Genomic DNA, 19,298 nt, shown 5'->3' on the forward strand with positions numbered 1-19,298 from the left:
CTTTTGGCCTTAATTTTTCCTGTAAGAAGATCTTGTTTCCTTAATTGTAATGATACCTTTCTCGGTTTCCTTCTTTACCCGTACCAAGGATCCTTCATCATCATATTCATAGAAACTTGCAAAATTATTTTCATCCAATTCCGCCATCAAACGCAGGGACTGTTCATCATAAGCGTAGGTTTTCACCTGGCTATCATACGGATGAATGCGCAGGTCATCGATCAATACGTTGCCAGTAGATGGCCTTAGCATAAACTTCAACTGCGAGGCGGTACCATATGATTCCAGGTTGTTCAATTCCCCTTCAATCAATTTCCATCCTTCCACAACCGCCTTCACTTTAAGCAGTACCGGTTGGCTATACTGATCATTGACAATAAATTGAACAGGTACATTATTGGCAGCAGATGCATCCTTCACCCATAGTGATACCATAAACTTCTTTCCCGGTGTAGGATTGAATCCCTCTGCGAAGTACCCCTTACCAGGGGTCCTGATGAACTCACCATTGGTATTGGTACTTAGGGTAGTCTTGCTAACATCCTTTATACCATATTGCGTAGAAAGGGTTAAGCCATTGGATGGAAGTTGCAGGCTATACTTTCCTGTATGTGCTTTGGAAGAATTCAGGTAACCGGAAAGATTGGGATTATTGCCATCCGTTAATACCCATTGCTTGCTTGCACAAGCTGCATCAGTATCAGTAAGACAGCCAGATCTGAATCCTTCATCTTCGAAACTATTATAGGCAATATCACCATGATAAGCATTGGATGATACAACAGCAGGAAGGCTACCTCTAAAGGCAAACTTTGCAGCGCTAAATCTGCCCAGGGCATCACGATTCTCCAGTTCCTGGCCATACTTATCAACCATGGTAACAGTGGATGCTGTTACCCAATTCTGGTGGCTGTTATTCTTCCCCCAGGAACCAGTACTGGCTGATCGGTAATGGTAGGGAATAAAATCTGTGAAATAGCCTCCATTACTCAAATCCAGTCCTTTTCCACCCGGATTGAAGTCCTCTTCGCTTTTCCTGGACACCTGGTAAACCTTGGCTTCCTTTGGCCTCCAATTACCCAAGTCTCCGGTAACATATGGATTGCGAACCTGGTTAACATTAATGGTGCATTTATTTCCATTGCACAAATCAGGCTTACTTCCATTTGCACAGGTATAACGCGGCACTTCTACACCATTTATGGTTCGGAAACTATAGGTATCACTATTGATGATATCGTTCGTCGAAAACAGAACGGATGTGTTAAAGTTTGCATTCAACAATTGGTCATATGTATTATTATAAACTTCAAGTGCCATAGTGGACGGACCATCATCATTATACATTTCCACTCTTATGGTGTGCTTTTCAGCAGTGAGGGTAATTGGTGATACATACCAATATTTGAAAGTGCTCTGGTTGTAAGTATCCAAGCTTTTCCACAATTGACCATCGATGTAAATCTTCATCCGATTATCCACTGCGTAACCAATATAGTAGGTCTTTGTCTCTGGGAAATTGATGCACTTCTCAAAACCAAACCACTCCCTTAGAGGGTAGCCGGCATAATTAGTTGTTCCTAAACAAAGCCAAACACCTGCTCTAACCAATGGGCCACAAGAGCCAGTAGGGGTAGAAGTACTGGTATAATCATAACGGGTACAGGCCGTACTGGGTAACGCGACCGACTGGATGTCATCGGCATTTGCTTTTCCCTGATTAACCTTATCCTCCAGCTGCTTATCCATTAATTTCTTAACAGAATCCTGAGCAGGCTTTTCTTCCTTAATAACAGGTTTATTATTGATCTTTGGGGACGTAGCCTTGGCATCTGTAAAACCAGTGATGGCCTGGGCAATAAAGCAATCGCCACCCCAATAATTAGACTTTACATTCACTAAAGGAGAAGAAGTGCTTTCCTGTATCAAGGCGCCCTCAATACCATAGGCAGAATTGAATCCTCCTTTACAGAAAGTAAAACATTGAGAAGTGTTCTGAATAGAGTTTTGTTCACATCTGGTACCATCCTGAGATAGTGTATATCCAGGAGGACAAGTAGCACAAGTAACTGGTTGTCCCCAGGTTTGAGCATACTCGGTAGCATTGGCTGATAATACTTTAAACTTCTTCAGGCTTACGTTAGAAAGTAATTGCAGGTTATTGTTGACAATTGGATTTTCCAATGTAACAATGAATGTTGCCGATGGCAATAGTTGATTCCGGTAAGCTGAACGAATGATTCTTGCCTTCCCATTGTAATTTTTAACCAGGTTTCCACTTCGATCTACTGTTCTTAATACACCAATTGAAGGGTTGTAATCAGTCTGAGCTTCACTTGTCTTAACCATCCATAAACGGGTACCCTGTTCATCCACTAACTCATCGCCTGGAAATAACACCCCTAAATAGGGAGAACTGACTACCCCTGTACTATTGGTTGAAAAGGAGACAATTGAACCGAGGTTCCTGTATGCACCCCCCATATAAGATTCTACAAAATAGGCGGGAAGGTTAAACGAATAGACCGGCTTCTTGAATTCGTTGATCGTTTTGGTCAACAAAGCCTCGCCGGTGGTTCCATCATAGAGGATGTTTTCAACTGAAATGGTAGCCCCATCCTGCATTTTATGCACTTTAACCGGGAAGCCATAGTATTGAACTACTTTGATAGTGGCTGCGGATCTAAACAGACGGTATTCAGAATTAATCTTTCCTGGGAAATGTGGAACAGGAAGGGTGCCCGATAGCGGAAAGGGTATTAAATCAAACCCAAAATGAATGGCCATTCCTTCGTTGATGGTTTCCTGCTCCCTCATATCTGCAAACATTTCTATTTCCCGGCCGATGATCTGGTTTGGTGCAATGGAGCCATCTTCCTTGAATACGGACACCGTATTCCTGAGTTTATACTGGCCGGTATTCAATGGAGAAGTTGCATATTCGTATTCAACAGAGGCAATCAATGCACCGCTGCTGTTGTAAGTTTTCTCCGCCCTCGCCTTTCCATGCATATCATTCAACTCAATACTATAACCCTGAGAAAAGATCGATTCATGGATAGCGTTACCACTTATCGGATTAAAATTCTTTGTGGGCCCCTTGTTAACCTTTAATAATGGCGTCCGTTTGGTAATCACAGGAAACTCCCTTGCTGTGAAGAACTCACTTACCGTGTAGCCCGTCTGGTTAGCCAGGTCTACCTCACCGTTTGCATTTAGTGCCCTTACGGTCACTTTTGAATAGCCAACAGATGCTGATGGGAACAAATACTCCCCAAATGGTTCTTCCATATTGAAGTAGTTGTTGATCGCCCCTTTTATCTTTTCGGTATAAGGAATAGGCAAGCGCATTGGGTTCTCATCCCCTCCTACAGACGGTTCATAACTCGCTACCCCTGTACTGACAGCGTTGCCTGTACCGCTCAAAGCATCTGTATATGCATACTCCTGGCCGTAGCTACTGGTGATGCCATTTTGTGCCCCAACCATCGTCTGCCACTTGTCGCTGATCCTGATCTTCTTTACCCTTGACCCTCCGCCATACTTGGATTCCTGAGGACCGATGGCAATTTTGGCAAAACTTTTCTCCAAGATCACCTTTGAACAAAAGCCCTTCCTCTTGGCCTTCTTATTGAAATTTTCCTTCAGTTCACCCAAATTTTTTGCTGAATTGACAATGGCGCCAATAGCGGCCTCCAGCGCCTTTGATGCGGACTCATCACTCACCCTGTTCCTATAGCCAGGATAGGCATAACGGGGATATTCCATGCGCATTTTCTGCCATGCGGAATGAATAATTGGCGTAACCTGAACCCCGGAATTATTGATCATCTCCAGCTTAACGCCCAGCTTTCCAGAAACATTCACTATTCCTACCACCCTACTATAGGATGCCACATTATCATACAATGCTTCATTAGAGGATTGTGGATCGTCTGATACATTGATGAATGCCCTGGAGTACAAATAATCAGAGCTATTGAGATAATTCTTCTTGAACCATACCAGCAGGTCACCGGGCACACCGGTAGGATAAGGCATATCCAATACCACGCCAGTTGCGCTGTTAAGGTCATTGGTGGTTCCGGTGCCGCTATTGATCAAACCGGTAATCCGGATCATTTTCATAGCTCTCTTATCCTGAACATAGGTGTACCGGTCTGCTTCATAGTCAACACTTATTTCCCCCCCCGATGGCAATTCAATTTTACTCAATAGCCAGGTAGCTGCCCATTGGTCTGCGTTGGCAGCATTATCCTGTAAAACATAGGGGAACTCATCATTCCGAAAGCCAGAGAAAGCCGTAGAACCCTGGTTGGCCAAGCGCGGCTTGTAAGTTCCCCAGCGGTCTGCACTCAGGTAATCAAAGTTCACCACATCAGGATATTGGGTGCCTTCCTGACCTGTATTATTGTACTTGAATACATAGGGGAAATGGCTTCCCTTTTTGGAATTACCATAGGTGAAGTACACCTTTTCCAAAGTAAGTTTACCCTTGTGGGGATCATTAACCGCATTGTCGAAATTCTCTACGTTCCTGCAGAGTGAATAAGAATGCTCTAATACAACAGTCTTAATGGGTTTTGTTACATCGGCCTTAGAGTATAGCCTGATCTCTTTAAGGGCTTTCTGTTTCAGGGAGGTATTGAGGGACTGACCTCTCACATCATTCACGCCTAAAGCATCGGCCCTGTCCTGGGTAATAAAATAGGCGATCTTGGTCTTCGTTTCAATAGAATGCAGGTACCATATTTCTTTTTCGCCATATACAAAACTGGCTTTATCATCATCCGGGTCTGCCAGCAAGCCCTTGTTGAGTATAGCTCCTTTTAAAGGGGACCTCCATTTGTAAGTGGAAGGTAACTTGGAATAATTAAACTTGATGGCAGTGCCCAGGTCATCTTCGGTAATACCATCACCAGTCACATCAACATAATCGGGCGAATAAATGGCAGTCAATAAAAAACTGGTAGCATAAGCAGGGGTAGTCTCCTTGTGAAAATAATGATCTGTTGATTTAAGGTCGGTATTCAGATTACTCCTGTAAAGCTGGTATGGGAAGGTATTTACCCAATTAGGGAACACAATATTTTTATCCCTAACCGAGGCGTCATTGTAATTTGGTTTAACCGCGAAAGAATATTCTTCCTGTTTAACATTGTAGACTGGTAAGCCATACTCCATCCTTGATCCATCATCACCTGTTACGTTTACCGTACCAATATGATGGGCCTTTCTAACCTGCAGGTCCCATCTGGCAACTTGCTCGGCAGCAGATGGCTGGTGACAGCCCGGAATAGCAAAATTACTCTTGTCATTAAAAGGAAATGTTTTGATAGCGGCGTATTGCTTTTGAGCCTCAGCAGCTGTTAAATAGGATACAGATGATCTTTTTACCTGTTTCCCTGTTTTGGTTATACTTGAGGATATAGTTGCATTTTGCCTGCTATTGGAAACAAAACTGCTTAAAGCACGTTTTCCAGTAATACCCACTGCGATGGGCGCCTCCGCTCTCAATGCGCTAACCATGTTAGCATCTTCCAGGTTTTTCTCCCCTACCTGCTTAAAAAAGACAGCATCATTCCTGGGATCATCAGGAGATTGAAAATCTGCCTTACTATTATAATCATTGTCTCTCGTCCACTTTCTTGTTGCCGACCTGACCATCTGCTCATTATATGTTACCCCACCATGGCCAAAAGCGCCAAAACCTGCATCGAACCCTAATGATTTAGACGTAGATTCATCAACAGCCTGGTTGTCGAATAATACACCGGTACCCCCACGATACAACCTGAACTGACCACTGGCTTTCTGGTTGGTATAGGTAAACAGGTCTGGCGTATGAACCGGGACCGCCAGGTTAGGGAGGTCTGGGGTAATCGGGTTTTCCTTTTCACGGATAAAATCCATCATGGCCTGTGGCTGGTTCTTTCCACGATCTGCATACAGGAACCCGAATGCAGGATTACTCATGAATCTCGACTTAACTTCTCTCACTGTTCGATAGCCGGTGCCTCCACCGCCAGCAAAAATCAACCATGCAGCACCACCAACATCAAAGCTAAAATTGCCATTTGAAGTCCTGTAAGGGATCTGGATCCTTGGCATCAGGGGATCCGTGTTATAAGAGATAGTAGAGCCGGATTGCCCCAGATCATACCCCCATTTTTTATCCCCATCCTGACCACTTAAACTAAAACTACTAGCCAGGGTCAACTCCTTCAAACCTGCCCTCGTATTGTAACCCAGGCTCCCGGAAATGCCTGGTACAACTGTAGTGTTGGCACTTGCATGGATCCGGGCAGATAAGGACAAAGAAGGATTGACATCCACACCGCTGGAAGTGTTGGAATTAACCCCTAGTCCAAGCCCCATTGTCATCAATCCACTATTGGTAGCGCTAAAGGAGAGGCCGGCATTGAATCCTATCTCAGCGCCTATACCATTATAATTATCATTAAACACTCCTAAGGAGAAAGACCCAGAACCACCGGCTTTACTGCCTGCCTTACCCTTGATTTCAACCTTTGCGGTAACCCTTCCCCCAACAGTGATCTTCGGCTTAGTGTAATGTTCTGTCAATACCTTATCTGCACCATTAAAATCATCCGGAATGCCGCGTAACTGACGGTTGATGGCACCAACATTCAGGTTCCAGCCAAGGCCTACCCAGCTGGCTTCATCATCCATACCAACCCCGGATTGGTAGTTTAAATTAATTGGGTAACCATCAACATCCATTAGCGGAATATTGTATTTGAAGTCACCAGAAAAAAGATCCACCATATCCGAAACCCCGGCTTGTTGAAAAGCTTTTGATTCAGGTTGTGTGGGACCGGAGGTCAGGGCCATGGCGCTGAGTGGCAACAGTTGTTGAAGTGCCATTACCCCAAGAAAAAAAGCAGCAACGGGTTTACGATAACAATCTTTCCAAATCATAGCCGGGTCGAATTATTGGTGTTCAATTGATCAATCATTCTTTTACTAAACTGAAAGGAAATACCTTTCTCATTGGCATCGGGCAATAACCAGTATACACTAAGGGTATCTGAACCTGTTGGCAAAGTATAAGGGTCAATCCCGATAATATATTCGAGGCGATTTGCCATACCATTTGCCACCGGTATTACCAGTTCCGGCAATACCGTATCCGCTCCTATGGCAATCCGAAATGAATTATCAATGCCATAGTAGTATGCTGATTTATCTCGCCCAATATTCTTCCCTGAATGCACCATTCGGATGTAAACCAGACTATCCTCATACTGGAGCCTTATATCCTGCCGGTCATTCAAAAGTGAAGTTGGAATAACAGCGGCAGCATAATTACCCGTCTCGTCAACTATATTCTTTTCTAGATGCTTCTTATTAGTTGTATAATAATTGATGGCTGCTGCATTATTGTCTGTCCTGCAACCTAGCCCTAGCATCAATATTGCTATCACAACTGTTCTCATTATCATTTTTCGTTGTACGTAAACCTTAGTTTTTTAAGTGTCCCACCAGGCAATTCCACCGTTAATATGTATTGGTGGCCACTTTTGAATGAAGGATGTTCTTCCAGATCGATCTGAATCTTGTTATCACCTTTCCCCACCATTATTTTGGGTAATTTATTGATCTCCTGTTCAGGTTCTGTCAGTGATTCAATAGAATACTTGAGTAAGAAGGGAGCATAGGGGTTGTTCATGCTAAACAGGATCTTTCCTGTTGCCAGGTAAAAATTTCCTTTTGCCAAATCTTCAATGGATCGATAACCATCAGCAGGCACGGGAGGTTCCTCCTTGGGGCATTCCAGTTTAAACTGCCAGATCTCAGACCTGTTGATCACAAAACCATTCTTGTAGGCATCAACCTGCCAGGCATAGTTCTTACCTTCTACCAGGTCTCTAGCATTGGGGGGAAAGAACAAAATGGGGTTTACAATACCCGGTTGATTAATCAATGGAATATTCATGCGAATAGCTTCAACAGGTGTTTGTCCGGGCAGAACTTCCACCAATGTCAGCTTATATTGGGTACCAGGCACCAGGGGAAGACTGGGCTGCCATTGCAACATGGGTCGCTTATCACATAACTGCGCCGCATCATATGGCTCCACCAATAGCAGTGGAGATAAGGGTTCAATGAATTGATCAAAGCATTGCTCTCCCAGTAATTCTTCAGAACCGCCCTTGGTTCCATCCTTGAGGGAGAAACAGAATTCATATTCCCCGGAACCAAAAACCCCGGACTGCCGAACCATTGCAGCCAATGGTGAATTACCGAACTGAATCATGGCAGACCGCATGGCATCAATGGGCAAACCACTAAGGCCCGGCATTAATTCAAAGGGTTGTGTAGTAATGTTAAGGACCTTACCTGTTTTTTCTTCATTCACTACCACTTGCAGTACCGCCGTCTTCCTTTCACCATAAAAATTTGTCATTTTTACGGCCAATAATCCATCCACATTCCTGCCGTGGATCTCCGGAAGGAACTGAAAGCTGACCTGTGCCATAAGCAGTCCACTCATCAATAAGCAACCAATTGTCAGAATAATTCTCATAGATACTATTTCAGATGATAATGAATGGTCAATTCAGCCCTTGAAGCAGCGTATAATAATGGCATGGCAACAGGAATGAGATCATGCCTGGCATCCACATATGCTGAAAGGGAAAACCGTTGGGCAATATTGGCATTGATGCTTTGTTTTATACCAATTTGCCTGGCAAAAAGCTGATTGTCCAAATACGTGACCGAAGAAGATGCACTGATCCGCTTCGAAAGTGCATAACTGATAGCAAGGTCACCTGAAAACAGGTCACCGACCAATCGATTCTCTGCGATCTCCTTATTATACAGTAACACAAGGGATAGCACATTGCGCTTCAAAGGCATGGATTCCATCAGTTGCAGGTTAACCATTCTTGAACCAGTGGTACCGGAACGAATAGATTGGTAATTGACCGAAAGATTGGATGAGATGGACCTGCCAAAAGCCTTCCAGCGGTTAACTGCCTGTACGCCAAATCTGACTGTTCCATAAAGCAGGGATTTCCCCAAACTATCACCCGAACTATAGGTTTGGAAGCTTCCATATCGAACCTGGATCCGGTTAGCCTTCTTTAATTTCAGGCCCAGTTCAGCATCATGCTGATAATTCAACCATTTGGCACCGCCATCAGGAGTCCTATTCACTGCTCTATTGTCGAACCTTAGCCTGAAGTTGATCTTATTCTTAGCCCACTGCTTGCGAATAAACCCACCATAATTAATTGTACCCCTGGTTACATTGACTGAAGTGGCATTATTAAAACCAATTCCGCTATATTTTACATGGGCGCCATGCTCCATGTTGATTTGCCGGCTGCTGCCGCTATAAGACAGCTCAGCCGATACCTGTGACCAGAAATCATTGAAAAATTCTGCCAAGGCCGGCTTGTACGCATCCAGCCCTCCTGTTTGGGTGCTGAATTCATTTCTGAACTGGGTAGATGATTTGGCAAAACTTGCCGATACCCGAAACTGTTCCCCTAAAGAAAACTGTCGGGATAAGCCTCCCGTGAATATGTTCCTTTGCAGGCCAGGCATTTGAAATCCATTACGATCAACAGGGTTGGTATTCCCATTGCTGATCGTTAGGTTGGTTGCATTCCCCTCATTCCCTGATCTTTTTCCCAGGGATAAGAATTGGGAAAAACCAGCAGGTAATGCTAAGGCAGATTGCAATCCTGCATCCTTAAAAAAGCCGAACTCCTTAACATTTCCCAATCCACCTGCGAATACTGTGCGTTTCTTGATCCCCGACAATTCAATACCATTAAAAAACTGATTCACCAGATTGGAGCCGGTGGCGGATGAACCAAAACTACCCAGGTTAAATTGCTGCAAAAGGCTGAAAAATTTCTGAAGGCCGGTTACCGGAAGGTGATTTCTTGCTGCATCATTCAGGAAGGCTGGATTGTTCAATTCCGCATTAACCTGCCCAGCCAATTCATCTTTTGATTTGGTCAATCTATCAATTGAAAATCCTTGTTGCAACAAACCCTTCTTTGTACTGTCCAAAGCCATCAGCAGGGAATCAGCATTCCTCAGATAGCGTTCTTTGGATAGGATCAGCAAGCTGAGGCTGTCACGAGTCTCAGCAATCAAACTACCATTGTCCAATTGCAGTCTGGCTGCATTCAATTCATCCTGTATCTGGCGAATCCTGGAATCAGGTAAAATCCTGTTCATTAACTGGACTCTATCGAGGTATAATAACTCTTCAAAAGAAATATCCCGTTCCAGAACGGACCTTAATTCAGCGATTCCTTCACCACTAAATCTCTCCCATTGCAGCTGAAGACTAGCCTGGTAAAACTTCCTTGCATAAGCACTTATATCCAGATCATTCAATAAAAGTTTATCCAGTTTATAGTTAGTCAATAATTGATCCTTGAACATATTGGTTAATGCCGTCTTATTGAACTTTAACTGAAGCATGCTATTCAAATCAAATGGGCGCTGGTATTCTGATAAGTTGGAATAAGCCGATTGAAAGGGAATACCAAAAGCAGTGAGGCCACCTTTCAGGTCAACATGCTGGAAATTTGACTGACCAAGATTAGCGGCATTATTATGAAAGGAATAAGAGGCCTTCTCCATCTTCAAAGAGACAGGATGTCGCAAGGATTCCCTGGTTACGGGAAATGGGTTCTGCAAGGCATAGAAACCTTTGATTTTGTCCGTGATATAGGACTGTGGCTGCCATGATCCAGTATCAATGCCGGCTAACCTGTTAATCTTATCCAGGCCCTTCTTACCAAAATGACCATTGACATAATTGCCAAAATTCTTTAATGTAGTATTTGAAAGGGAGCCCAATGCAGGAATATTGCGCCAATTTTCCAAAGACAAGGCTACCGCATCAATATCCAGGTCCCCCCTGCCATTTGCATACTTATGGTTCAGGGAATCAGCTATCACCCTATTCAACCAATCAGGGAATGAGGATGGAACGGGGGGTAGCTTTGGGTGCGAACCGGCAGCATCCTGGGCATTCGCCATTTGGCCAGCAACAAAAAAGCACAGTGGCCATAAAAGGAATCCTTTTATGAGGGTTCTTGATATCATTATACAATATTGTGAGCGTTAAATTTTGCCCTGTTGAGCCTTAGAAATGCTGCATAAGCAAAGCATTCTCACTTATTCAACGACCTTTCTGTTTAAGCTCGAGCTCCTTTATCCTATTGTTCTGTTGCTCAACTAGTTTGTTGAGTTCTATCAGGTAAAGCGTCAACTCTTCAATTTTTTTAAGCAGCAGGGCCTGATTGTCACCAAGGTCAAGCCCCTGCTGTTCCACCTTGCTGGCAGAGGGAACACCCGGCAAATGCCGGTATTGTTTGATAAAGCGTTCTACCTGGCTTAAAGGGGTCAGCGGGTAATTATCACCAAAAACATAATCAGGCCAGCCACTTTGCGTAACCCTAACCTTTTTTGCAAACAAATCACCATTTACGGCAAGCTTTGCCTGTGGTGTTATTGTTCCAATTCCCACATTACCATTAACATCTTCAGTGAGTACCCGACGCCAGTTCTCCCAGGTGTCAGAAAAGCCAGACCGCACATAGAATTGGTTATTATCGGTAAACGCCAATTCATGCGCCTTACCTCCAGAGTTATCTGACCAACCCCTGATACCCATCACAGAAGCAAAAGAAGAACCGGTAAAAGTCAACCCAACCGCACCGGTGGACTTAAAATGGGTTTGAAAACTTGAATTATAGGTAGATGGTAGTGTAGCAGTACTTCTTGTATCAACAAATCTTAGGCGTGAAGGCTGTAATGGTGTAACCTGGATCTCGCTAGTAGAAGGATCAATAGTAAGCACTTCATCGCGAATGACACCGGGCCTTTGTAACATGTAAGCAAACAATCTGCCATTTTGGTCAATCATGACCCTTTGATTAGCATCGGCAATTCCTCCAGTATAAAATCTGATGGCACCACCGCTTGAATTGGCAGCAGCGATACTAATCCCGCCAGCCCCATCGAAGGTGTAGAATGCACCATTGGTTTTCATGTGACCATTTGAGGTGAAACTACTACCAATTGTACCGACATAAAGATAATGACCACTATTTCTAATCGTTAGTCGGGATAAGCCATTGGTCCCACTGGCATCCAATAATATCTTATCCCAATCAATTGATACGACCTGCAAATTAGCAGTAGGAGTAGCAGTACCAATGCCGGCATTACCGGTAGATGGGAATGTATTTTGCGCAAGAACCCTGTTGTTTACCCAAAGGATAAACAAGCCTATAAGCAGTTGTTTCATGATATATTGAAACTTTGGTTACATTCTTTGCCAAGCAATTAGCCGTCTCACAATATCATTTTCTCGTATATATATTAACGTTAGTTCTTGTGTAGATCAAATGTAATTTCACATTTTTGCATTGTCAATACCCATAATGTGTATTTCTTGGAAAAAGTTATCCACATTCTCAAGTGTATTACACTTGTACCAATCCACCCATTCATCTCCTTTATAAAGAATCCGAACAATCAGAATTATTGATTGACTCTATTTCTTCAAGGGAAAATCGCAAGGCTACAACTTAGGCTTATTCAATCAATAAAGTAGATGCTTTCAATTGGACGATTCAATTATCATTCAGTGGAACGTTTGTAAAATTTCTCTTCCAACACACGCATGCTATGCTTCAACTGCTCGTTCTGCTTATTCAGTTCAATAATGTACAAACTCAATTCTTCAATTTTCTTGAGTAAAAAGGACTGGTTCTCCCCAACATCCAATCCCTTATCGGCTACCTCAGATGCGGAAGGAATATCCGGCAAGTGCTTATGCTTCTTAATATAGGTTTCCAGTTCAGTAATTGGGCGAAGGGTATAGGAACTATCGAAAACATAATCCGGCCAACTTCCTTGTAGTTTAACTTTTACCTTTTCAGCTATCATGGATCCGGCTACGGCCAACTGGTAACCTTTTGTATCAGGCGTACCTACCCCTACAGTCCCATCATTCTTAATGGTCAACCCTTGTCTGATAACAGCAAAATCTGAATTCGCCGGTCCATAGTCTGCAGATCGAAAACTAATAGAACCGTCTTCATAAAAGGTCATCCATGAACTATACCCATCTGTGATTCTCTTGGGTCTTGTTACACTGAAATACCAATTATAACCGTATACCTTCTCGCCTCCATCATGGATAACCATCTTTTGGCCAATCTGTATCTTTTCAAGTGGATTCGAGGCTCCGATACCAAGGTAACCATTGGGCTGGAGTCTTAATAATTCGTTGCCGTTGGTACCCAAAGCCATGCCACCCAGTCCATTAACAGGATTGAAATCAACATAACCATGATTAGTTCCATCAGTAAGCGATTGTAACCTGGTAGCAGTATTACCAGGACCAGTTCCAGTAGTATGCCTATAGAGAAGTGTTTTTAAGTAGCTTGTACTACTACCATTGCTATTAGCCAAACTAAGTAATTCAAGGCTACTACCTGCAGGTGAATAAAGCTGACCGGAAGGTTGTAATAAAACCTTGCTCCATTGCTGGGCAGGATCATTATTGGTCTTCCTAAACCAAAGTTGCTGATCATAGAAACTACCTGCAAACTGCATGGCATAATTGTTACTTTGGTTACTATGCCTGACATCTAACAAATGCCACAAACCATTTGATCCACCAGGGAAATTAACGGGAAATTCTGCCTGGAAAAATCCGGATTTTGCACCAGCATCTCCCCTGAGACCAGCATCATTTCGGTTCTCGGTTCTGGAATTGCCAACCCCCCAATCCTGAGCTTTTGCTCCTAGAGTTGCTATTCCTAAAAGACTGGCAGTAAAAAATATCTTACATCTTGGAAAACTAGAGTAATTCATAAAAGTAATTCAGAGGGCTTTACATTATCGCAGTTGATTTTAAAAAATCTTCAGCCATTCATGATATTATGCTATAATAATTTAAACTCACTAGTCTAGGATTTGTCTTTCAAGATTGTTCAGCTTCTCTTCCAGGCTTTTCACCTGATCATTCAGCTTACCATTTTTATGATTCAGCTCAATGATATACATGCTCAATTCTTCTATCTTTTTTAATAAAGTAGCCTGGACCTCGCCAACATCTAATCCGTTCTTCACAACTTCAGCAGCAGAGGGAACATCAGGCAAATGTTTATTCTTCTTAATAAATGATTCCACTTCAACAATGGGGCGAAGCGCATAGGAACTATCAAAAACATAATCTGGCCAGCCATCAATGGAAACCCTGACCTTTTTTGCCGTTATATCTCCATTAACTGCCAATTTGGATTGTGGTGTTGTCGTACCAATTCCTACATTACCGCCATAAGGACTGATCAGAGTATGATTGGTTCCTAAATTGAGTACCAATGGCAATGGTGTACCGGTGTTAAAATCAAATGCAGTTACTCCATAAATATCATTTGCAGCATACAAATAGGCGGCTCTATTATTGGAGGCTTCGACAGCCCCTATTGCACGCTGTCCTAAAACAGTAAACTGCCAATTCGGGGAAGAAGGCATTGATCCCACCCTAAGATAACCGCTTCCATAAATATCTCCTATTACAGACAGTTTGTATTCCGGGTTACTTGTTCCAATACCAACGTTTCCATTTATATTTATAGTGAATCGTCTAAAATTCTCCAACTGCTGGTTGGAAAGATCTGAAGACTCAGCGTTGATAGGTTTGTTATAAAAAGCGATGTCAGCATTCGACCCTAATCTCAGCATGGCAAAGTCATTATACACTTTGTCGATAATCTGCCACTTCTTGTCTGTATTGTCCCACTGAATATTCTGTCCAATAACCGTTCTTACATAATCGGTTTCTCCTACCATGGGCATTTGAAAAACTGCGCGGTCGTTCATTCTGATCTTTGGAGTAGTCCCACCGAGAAAGATATTTCCGATAACGGATAGTTTCTCCCCCGGATTACTGGTTCCTATCCCAACATTTCCAGAATTGTTAAAGTAAACATTATTTCCAACTGGGGTTAGTTGGGCACTTAAGCTATTCAATAACCCATTGATAAAAATTAATGCAAACATTAAACACAGTTTACATCGCATAGCAGCACGAATAGTTTTGGTTTATTAACAATAAAACAGTTTTCTTAGTAAGAATGAAGAACCAAATGACAGAATGCAATGCAACAAATTTTTCTCAAATAGTGCTACCGTGTTTTCACGGTATTTTTAAAATCGTTAACAAATATTTACGTTTATACCTAATAGTTAGTAATTTTTACCATTGCAATTAAGTAATAGGAGGGTATTAAAAAATTATCTCACCCAGCAAGGTATTCTCCAGCTTCTCCCCAGCAGGGTCTCCTGAAGGGGACCCTGACGTATTGCAGGAGGTTGGTTCATCGGGGTCCTCTGCGAGAGACTCCGCTGAGGTTTACGGGGTGGGGTCTCCTCCCTATCTTACCCCAGCAGGGTCTCTTACTACATCTTCTATCTTCAGCAGGGTCTCCCTGAGGGGACCCTGATTTATTGCAGGATGTGGTTCATCGGGGTCCCCTTCGGGAGACCCCGCTGAGGTGTAAGGGCATCGGGGTCCTCTACGAGAGACCCCGCTGAGGTAAAAATACCCAACAAAAACCCCCGACCAGGAATGGCCGGGGGTACACATTAACCAATAACCAAAACGAACCGTAGGTGTGGTTAGCCTTTTACCGTGAGCTGGCTGATGGCCGAGGCTACGGTGCCGGCTACGCCGATATAACCAGCGATGGTTGTGACCACCGCAGGTAGGGCTACCGGTGAGGTCAGCAAGGCGCCGCTGATGGCGGCCAATACCAGCCCGATATTGCGCAGCTTCACGAAGAGCGCAGGCGTGGGGGCATTGGCACGACCCATGAGCGAGAGCCTGTCAATTTCCTGTTGTTTCATACGTATTGCATTTTAAAGTGAACAATCGGCCGGTAGCTTTTCCACCACCAGCCAGATGGGTTCTTCATGGGTAGGGACATTAAAAACGAGGCGCATCAAACGGGCAAATGCCCTGGCCGATGCTTCGCCCTTGCCCTGGCCCGTTAGCCGCGTGACCGGCGCTATACAGCCCCGCAATTCCCGCTCCGCATCATTGGCCTTATGGATCAGTATGAGTGTCCTGTCCGGAACACCCGTCACCATCAGGTGCAGTTTGTGCCTTTCGCTGTAGCGGAATTGCAGGCGGTAGCGGCCTTCCGGAATGCAGGAATGCATCCGGATATTATGCCGCCAGGGAAGCTCAATGGTATAGACCAGGTGCTTGCCCATATACAAGATCCTGCCGTTGGTACCCTGGGCCTGGTACGAACGCTGTAGCAAGAGCTCCATGATCAGAGCGTTACCTCCAGCACCGTCCGGTTGCGAGGAAGGTCTTCGGCCGTTACCCTGACCTTGCTACCCTGCAACACCGCATTGGATTGCGTGGCGGTGTAGGTAAAGTCGAGCCCATTGGCATCAGGGGTGGCCTCGCCTTCCTCGATCACCGTCCCATTCAGGGCGATGATGGCAACGGTAACCTTGTCGACGAAAAAATTATCGGTTGCCCTGACCGTGATCTTATCGCCGGGGTCGCCGGAGTAGGCATCGGTACGGAGGTTGTTGAGTTCCGGTGGCAGGTAGGCATCACTGAATGCCACATTGAAGGCAGACTGCCCAGGCCTGGCCACGGCTGCATAATCGAGCTTGAGGGCCGGATCCTGGATGGCCGCTTTGGCATAGGTAACGGCATCCTTGAATTTCAGCCTTACCTCCTGCTGGTCATTCGTGGGTACCCGATTGCGGTTGATACTGGGGCGGTTGGCGAGATAGGTCTGGTCGCCCCTGGTCCTCAGGACCAGTTGCCTGCCGACGGCGCCACTGAAGCCCCTTACCAGGATATTGCTTCTGTTTCTAGCCATAACTGATTTTTTAAAGGTTTAGATTTTGTGAACCGGTCGAAGATCCCGCAGGCTTAACGATAGGGTTTGAAGCATAAGCGAAGTGAAGTGAACAACAAGCCCGAGATCAGGCGGGTAAGCTGCCTGGTTTTCCCAGGATCAGGACTTTCCCCTGTATAGTTGTACCAGGTTTTCGAATCACAAACCTATACTCATCCTTCGCTCATCCTATACTCATCCTATACTCGTTGTATACTCATTGTATACTCACGGTATACTCAGGGTAGGGTACCCGATCCCGCGCATTGGCGCTACCAGGGGATGGGTATAGCATTAGCTCATGCCCTATGCCTCTCCGTTGGGAATCGACCTATCGAAACAAACCGGGAAAACAGTACGGAACAGGCAGTGGGGGTCGCTCCTCCCCGCCTGCCGAGCGACGGGCTCCGGGTTGGTTTTCCAGGGATCGATCGTTTATAAAAGAATCGTGAGCCTATTGAGAAAATCCTTGTGGAAGGTGCTGCCAATGGGTATTTCGGTATCGCCCAGCATCACATAATTGCGTTCAATAAAAGTGATGTGCCGTAGGGAGATGATGTACTTGCGGTGTACCCGGCAGAAATCAGCCTGGCTTAGCAGGGTGGCCATATCACAGATGGTCTTCTGCACCAGGTAATGCTGCTGCTTGGTCCTGATACGACAGTAATTACGGGCAGCTTCCACCAGGATGATATCAGCCGTAGAGATCCGCCTTAATCGATTTTGAAAGGGAATGAACAAGTCCTGCTGTGCCATAGCCAGATTGCTTTGTAGGAGTCAGTAAATTAGCCAAATCCCCATCCCTCCACAACCGTTAAAACACCCGAATTGGCGACTATACGAGAACGGATTTATACGTTTGGTTACCCGGCAGGTCCATGGCCATCACCTTGATGGAAGTCTCTTCGATGCAGCGATTGGCTGCGGAAACCGTGTAAACCCAATCCTTACGATCCGGGGGCAGGATAGCCTCACCAGTTTCCAGCAGCAAGCCATGCCTATCGTAGATCCATACCCGAACCGAATAGACCATCAGGTTATCCGTGGCGAAGATGCGCAACGTATCACCAGGCTGACCGGTATAGCCGGTGATATCGATCCTGGGGATGGCCGGAGCATAATAGGCATCGAGGAAGGCCATGTTGAAAGGCAGGCAGGGCTTACGGGCTGCCGCGGTATAGTAAGGGCGAAAATGGGGATCACCCATTGCGAAGCGGGCAAAGCGCAGACAGGCTTTCAATTTGGCAAGTCTCCTTTGCTTACGAGGGGAAACCGGTTGGCCAAAAGTACCAGGCGAGAGATCGGGAAAATTTGCCATAGAAAAACAATTAAAGGTTCCCAACAAGGATAGGCAAGCAGGAAGGGAATAACCAAATGAAATGGCATGAACAATATGCACAGTAGCATGAACGAGTGCAAGGGAGGGACGAATAAGTTTTTTAGGTAACGGGAAATGATGGATAAACCAGAAGAAAAATGCAAAAACATCATTTAGATAATTATCCAAACGGATAACTTTTTTTTCTGAATAGCCAATACAAAATTGGCAACAGTGAAGAACTTTATGCTGTGAGAAAGCAGCAAAACCATAGTAAGCTGGTAACCATCATAGCCGCTCTTCTCATTCTTCTATTTGCGTATACTGGTATTAGCAAACTATTGGATCAAGATCGGTTTCTGAATACCCTTGAACACTCCCATTTACTGCAACCCTATGCCAAAATCCTGCCCTATCTTATCCCTATAGCAGAACTTATCATAGTTGGGGGTTTATTAAGTCCAACCTATCAAAGGATCGCTTTGCTGGCCTCATTTGCATTAATGGCCTTATTTACGAATTATATAGGCATCATGTTATTGGCAGAGGAGGAGCTACCCTGCAGCTGTGGTGGCGTGATCAGCAGTTTATCCTGGAAAAACCACCTGGTTTTCAATATACTATTCCTCATATTGGCTGGAATAGGATACTATTTGTCGAGGCCTAGACAAGAAGGGGAAGGAGCCGAACACCCCTAGAAGATAGTAGGCAATTATATCTAATTAAACTTTTCTTTTATGAAAAAGCAACTATTGGGACTGGGAGCCCTGACCATTGCCATTGTAATGAGCGCATTCAGCTTGCCGGATAAGACTTCCGACAATCAAATGGAACTTGAATGGCATAAATACAACTCAGCTGGTACAGCAGAGCTTGTTCCAGCTGTAACATTCCTTGGAACTGAAAGTGAAGCAAGGGCACAATTTGGCTGTCCATCCCCTGGCAACAAAATTTGCGCCAGAGGGTACGATGATGGTGTTCCAACAAGTAACTACATCAGTAAACCTTGATCAATAACCTTAAAATAAGAGCTGGTCTTG

Annotated in this window: 14 protein-coding genes; 2 read left to right on the top strand and 12 right to left on the bottom strand. The window is 44.5% G+C overall.

The features are described 5' to 3' along the window. Positions 1 to 9: 9 nt before the first annotated feature. From KJS94_RS12345 to KJS94_RS12400, 12 genes are all read right to left on the bottom strand, one after another. On the bottom strand, positions 10 to 6,942 hold the full coding sequence (locus KJS94_RS12345) for a PA14 domain-containing protein (RefSeq protein ID WP_239804156.1): 6,933 nt from the start codon (positions 6,940 to 6,942) through the stop codon (positions 10 to 12). After that, positions 6,939 to 7,460, bottom strand: coding sequence for a hypothetical protein (locus KJS94_RS12350; RefSeq protein ID WP_214448973.1), 522 nt, complete (start codon positions 7,458 to 7,460; stop codon positions 6,939 to 6,941). The genes KJS94_RS12345 and KJS94_RS12350 overlap by 4 nt, the downstream gene beginning before the upstream one ends. A gap of 2 nt (positions 7,461 to 7,462) precedes the next feature. Beyond that, the gene (locus KJS94_RS12355) at positions 7,463 to 8,551 is read right to left on the bottom strand and encodes a DUF928 domain-containing protein (RefSeq protein ID WP_214448974.1); all 1,089 of its coding nucleotides are present in this window, start codon (positions 8,549 to 8,551) and stop codon (positions 7,463 to 7,465) included. Positions 8,552 to 8,556: 5 nt separating this feature from the next. Then, the gene (locus tag KJS94_RS12360; protein WP_214448975.1) at positions 8,557 to 11,103 is read right to left on the bottom strand and encodes a hypothetical protein; all 2,547 of its coding nucleotides are present in this window, start codon (positions 11,101 to 11,103) and stop codon (positions 8,557 to 8,559) included. A 76-nt stretch (positions 11,104 to 11,179) separates the two neighbouring features. Next, on the bottom strand, positions 11,180 to 12,310 hold the full coding sequence (locus KJS94_RS12365; protein ID WP_214448976.1) for a hypothetical protein: 1,131 nt from the start codon (positions 12,308 to 12,310) through the stop codon (positions 11,180 to 11,182). Positions 12,311 to 12,645: 335 nt separating this feature from the next. Further along, entirely contained in the window at positions 12,646 to 13,626 is a 981-nt protein-coding gene (locus KJS94_RS12370; protein WP_214448977.1) for a hypothetical protein, read from the bottom strand. A gap of 351 nt (positions 13,627 to 13,977) precedes the next feature. Then, the gene (locus KJS94_RS12375; RefSeq protein ID WP_214448978.1) at positions 13,978 to 15,078 is read right to left on the bottom strand and encodes a hypothetical protein; all 1,101 of its coding nucleotides are present in this window, start codon (positions 15,076 to 15,078) and stop codon (positions 13,978 to 13,980) included. Positions 15,079 to 15,696: 618 nt separating this feature from the next. Beyond that, positions 15,697 to 15,924: a hypothetical protein gene (locus KJS94_RS12380; RefSeq protein ID WP_239804157.1), complete on the bottom strand. Its 228-nt coding sequence runs from the start codon at positions 15,922 to 15,924 to the stop codon at positions 15,697 to 15,699. 12 nt (positions 15,925 to 15,936) lie between these two features. Further along, positions 15,937 to 16,353: a DUF5675 family protein gene (locus KJS94_RS12385; RefSeq protein WP_214448979.1), complete on the bottom strand. Its 417-nt coding sequence runs from the start codon at positions 16,351 to 16,353 to the stop codon at positions 15,937 to 15,939. Positions 16,354 to 16,355: 2 nt separating this feature from the next. Then, the gene (locus tag KJS94_RS12390) at positions 16,356 to 16,922 is read right to left on the bottom strand and encodes a hypothetical protein (RefSeq protein ID WP_214448980.1); all 567 of its coding nucleotides are present in this window, start codon (positions 16,920 to 16,922) and stop codon (positions 16,356 to 16,358) included. A gap of 453 nt (positions 16,923 to 17,375) precedes the next feature. Further along, positions 17,376 to 17,696 carry a LytR/AlgR family response regulator transcription factor gene (locus tag KJS94_RS12395; protein WP_214448981.1) on the bottom strand — a complete coding sequence of 107 codons (321 nt, stop codon included), beginning with the start codon at positions 17,694 to 17,696 and terminating at the stop codon, positions 17,376 to 17,378. A gap of 79 nt (positions 17,697 to 17,775) precedes the next feature. Beyond that, entirely contained in the window at positions 17,776 to 18,258 is a 483-nt protein-coding gene (locus tag KJS94_RS12400) for a hypothetical protein (RefSeq protein WP_214448982.1), read from the bottom strand. Positions 18,259 to 18,509: 251 nt separating this feature from the next. Between KJS94_RS12400 and KJS94_RS12405 the strand changes: the two genes are divergently transcribed. After that, a complete protein-coding gene (locus KJS94_RS12405; protein WP_214448983.1) occupies positions 18,510 to 18,956 on the top strand; it encodes a MauE/DoxX family redox-associated membrane protein in 447 nt (148 codons plus the stop codon). Between the two features lie 39 nt (positions 18,957 to 18,995). Continuing rightward, a complete protein-coding gene (locus KJS94_RS12410; protein WP_214448984.1) occupies positions 18,996 to 19,268 on the top strand; it encodes a hypothetical protein in 273 nt (90 codons plus the stop codon). Positions 19,269 to 19,298: the final 30 nt, after the last annotated feature.

It is taken from the genome of Flavihumibacter rivuli (genome assembly GCF_018595685.2).
GTDB classification, from domain to species: Bacteria; Bacteroidota; Bacteroidia; order Chitinophagales; family Chitinophagaceae; genus Flavihumibacter; species Flavihumibacter rivuli.

Coding starts and splice junctions, on each gene's coding strand:
- KJS94_RS12345 (WP_239804156.1), bottom strand. CDS start 6,942: ATGATTTGGAAAGATTGTTATCGTAAACCCGTTGCTGCTTTTTTTCTT.
- KJS94_RS12350 (WP_214448973.1), bottom strand. CDS start 7,460: ATGAGAACAGTTGTGATAGCAATATTGATGCTAGGGCTAGGTTGCAGG.
- KJS94_RS12355 (WP_214448974.1), bottom strand. CDS start 8,551: ATGAGAATTATTCTGACAATTGGTTGCTTATTGATGAGTGGACTGCTT.
- KJS94_RS12360 (WP_214448975.1), bottom strand. CDS start 11,103: ATGATATCAAGAACCCTCATAAAAGGATTCCTTTTATGGCCACTGTGC.
- KJS94_RS12365 (WP_214448976.1), bottom strand. CDS start 12,310: ATGAAACAACTGCTTATAGGCTTGTTTATCCTTTGGGTAAACAACAGG.
- KJS94_RS12370 (WP_214448977.1), bottom strand. CDS start 13,626: ATGCAGTTTGCAGGTAGTTTCTATGATCAGCAACTTTGGTTTAGGAAG.
- KJS94_RS12375 (WP_214448978.1), bottom strand. CDS start 15,078: ATGTTTGCATTAATTTTTATCAATGGGTTATTGAATAGCTTAAGTGCC.
- KJS94_RS12380 (WP_239804157.1), bottom strand. CDS start 15,924: ATGAAACAACAGGAAATTGACAGGCTCTCGCTCATGGGTCGTGCCAAT.
- KJS94_RS12385 (WP_214448979.1), bottom strand. CDS start 16,353: ATGGAGCTCTTGCTACAGCGTTCGTACCAGGCCCAGGGTACCAACGGC.
- KJS94_RS12390 (WP_214448980.1), bottom strand. CDS start 16,922: ATGGCTAGAAACAGAAGCAATATCCTGGTAAGGGGCTTCAGTGGCGCC.
- KJS94_RS12395 (WP_214448981.1), bottom strand. CDS start 17,696: ATGGCACAGCAGGACTTGTTCATTCCCTTTCAAAATCGATTAAGGCGG.
- KJS94_RS12400 (WP_214448982.1), bottom strand. CDS start 18,258: ATGGCAAATTTTCCCGATCTCTCGCCTGGTACTTTTGGCCAACCGGTT.
- KJS94_RS12410 (WP_214448984.1), top strand. CDS start 18,996: ATGAAAAAGCAACTATTGGGACTGGGAGCCCTGACCATTGCCATTGTA.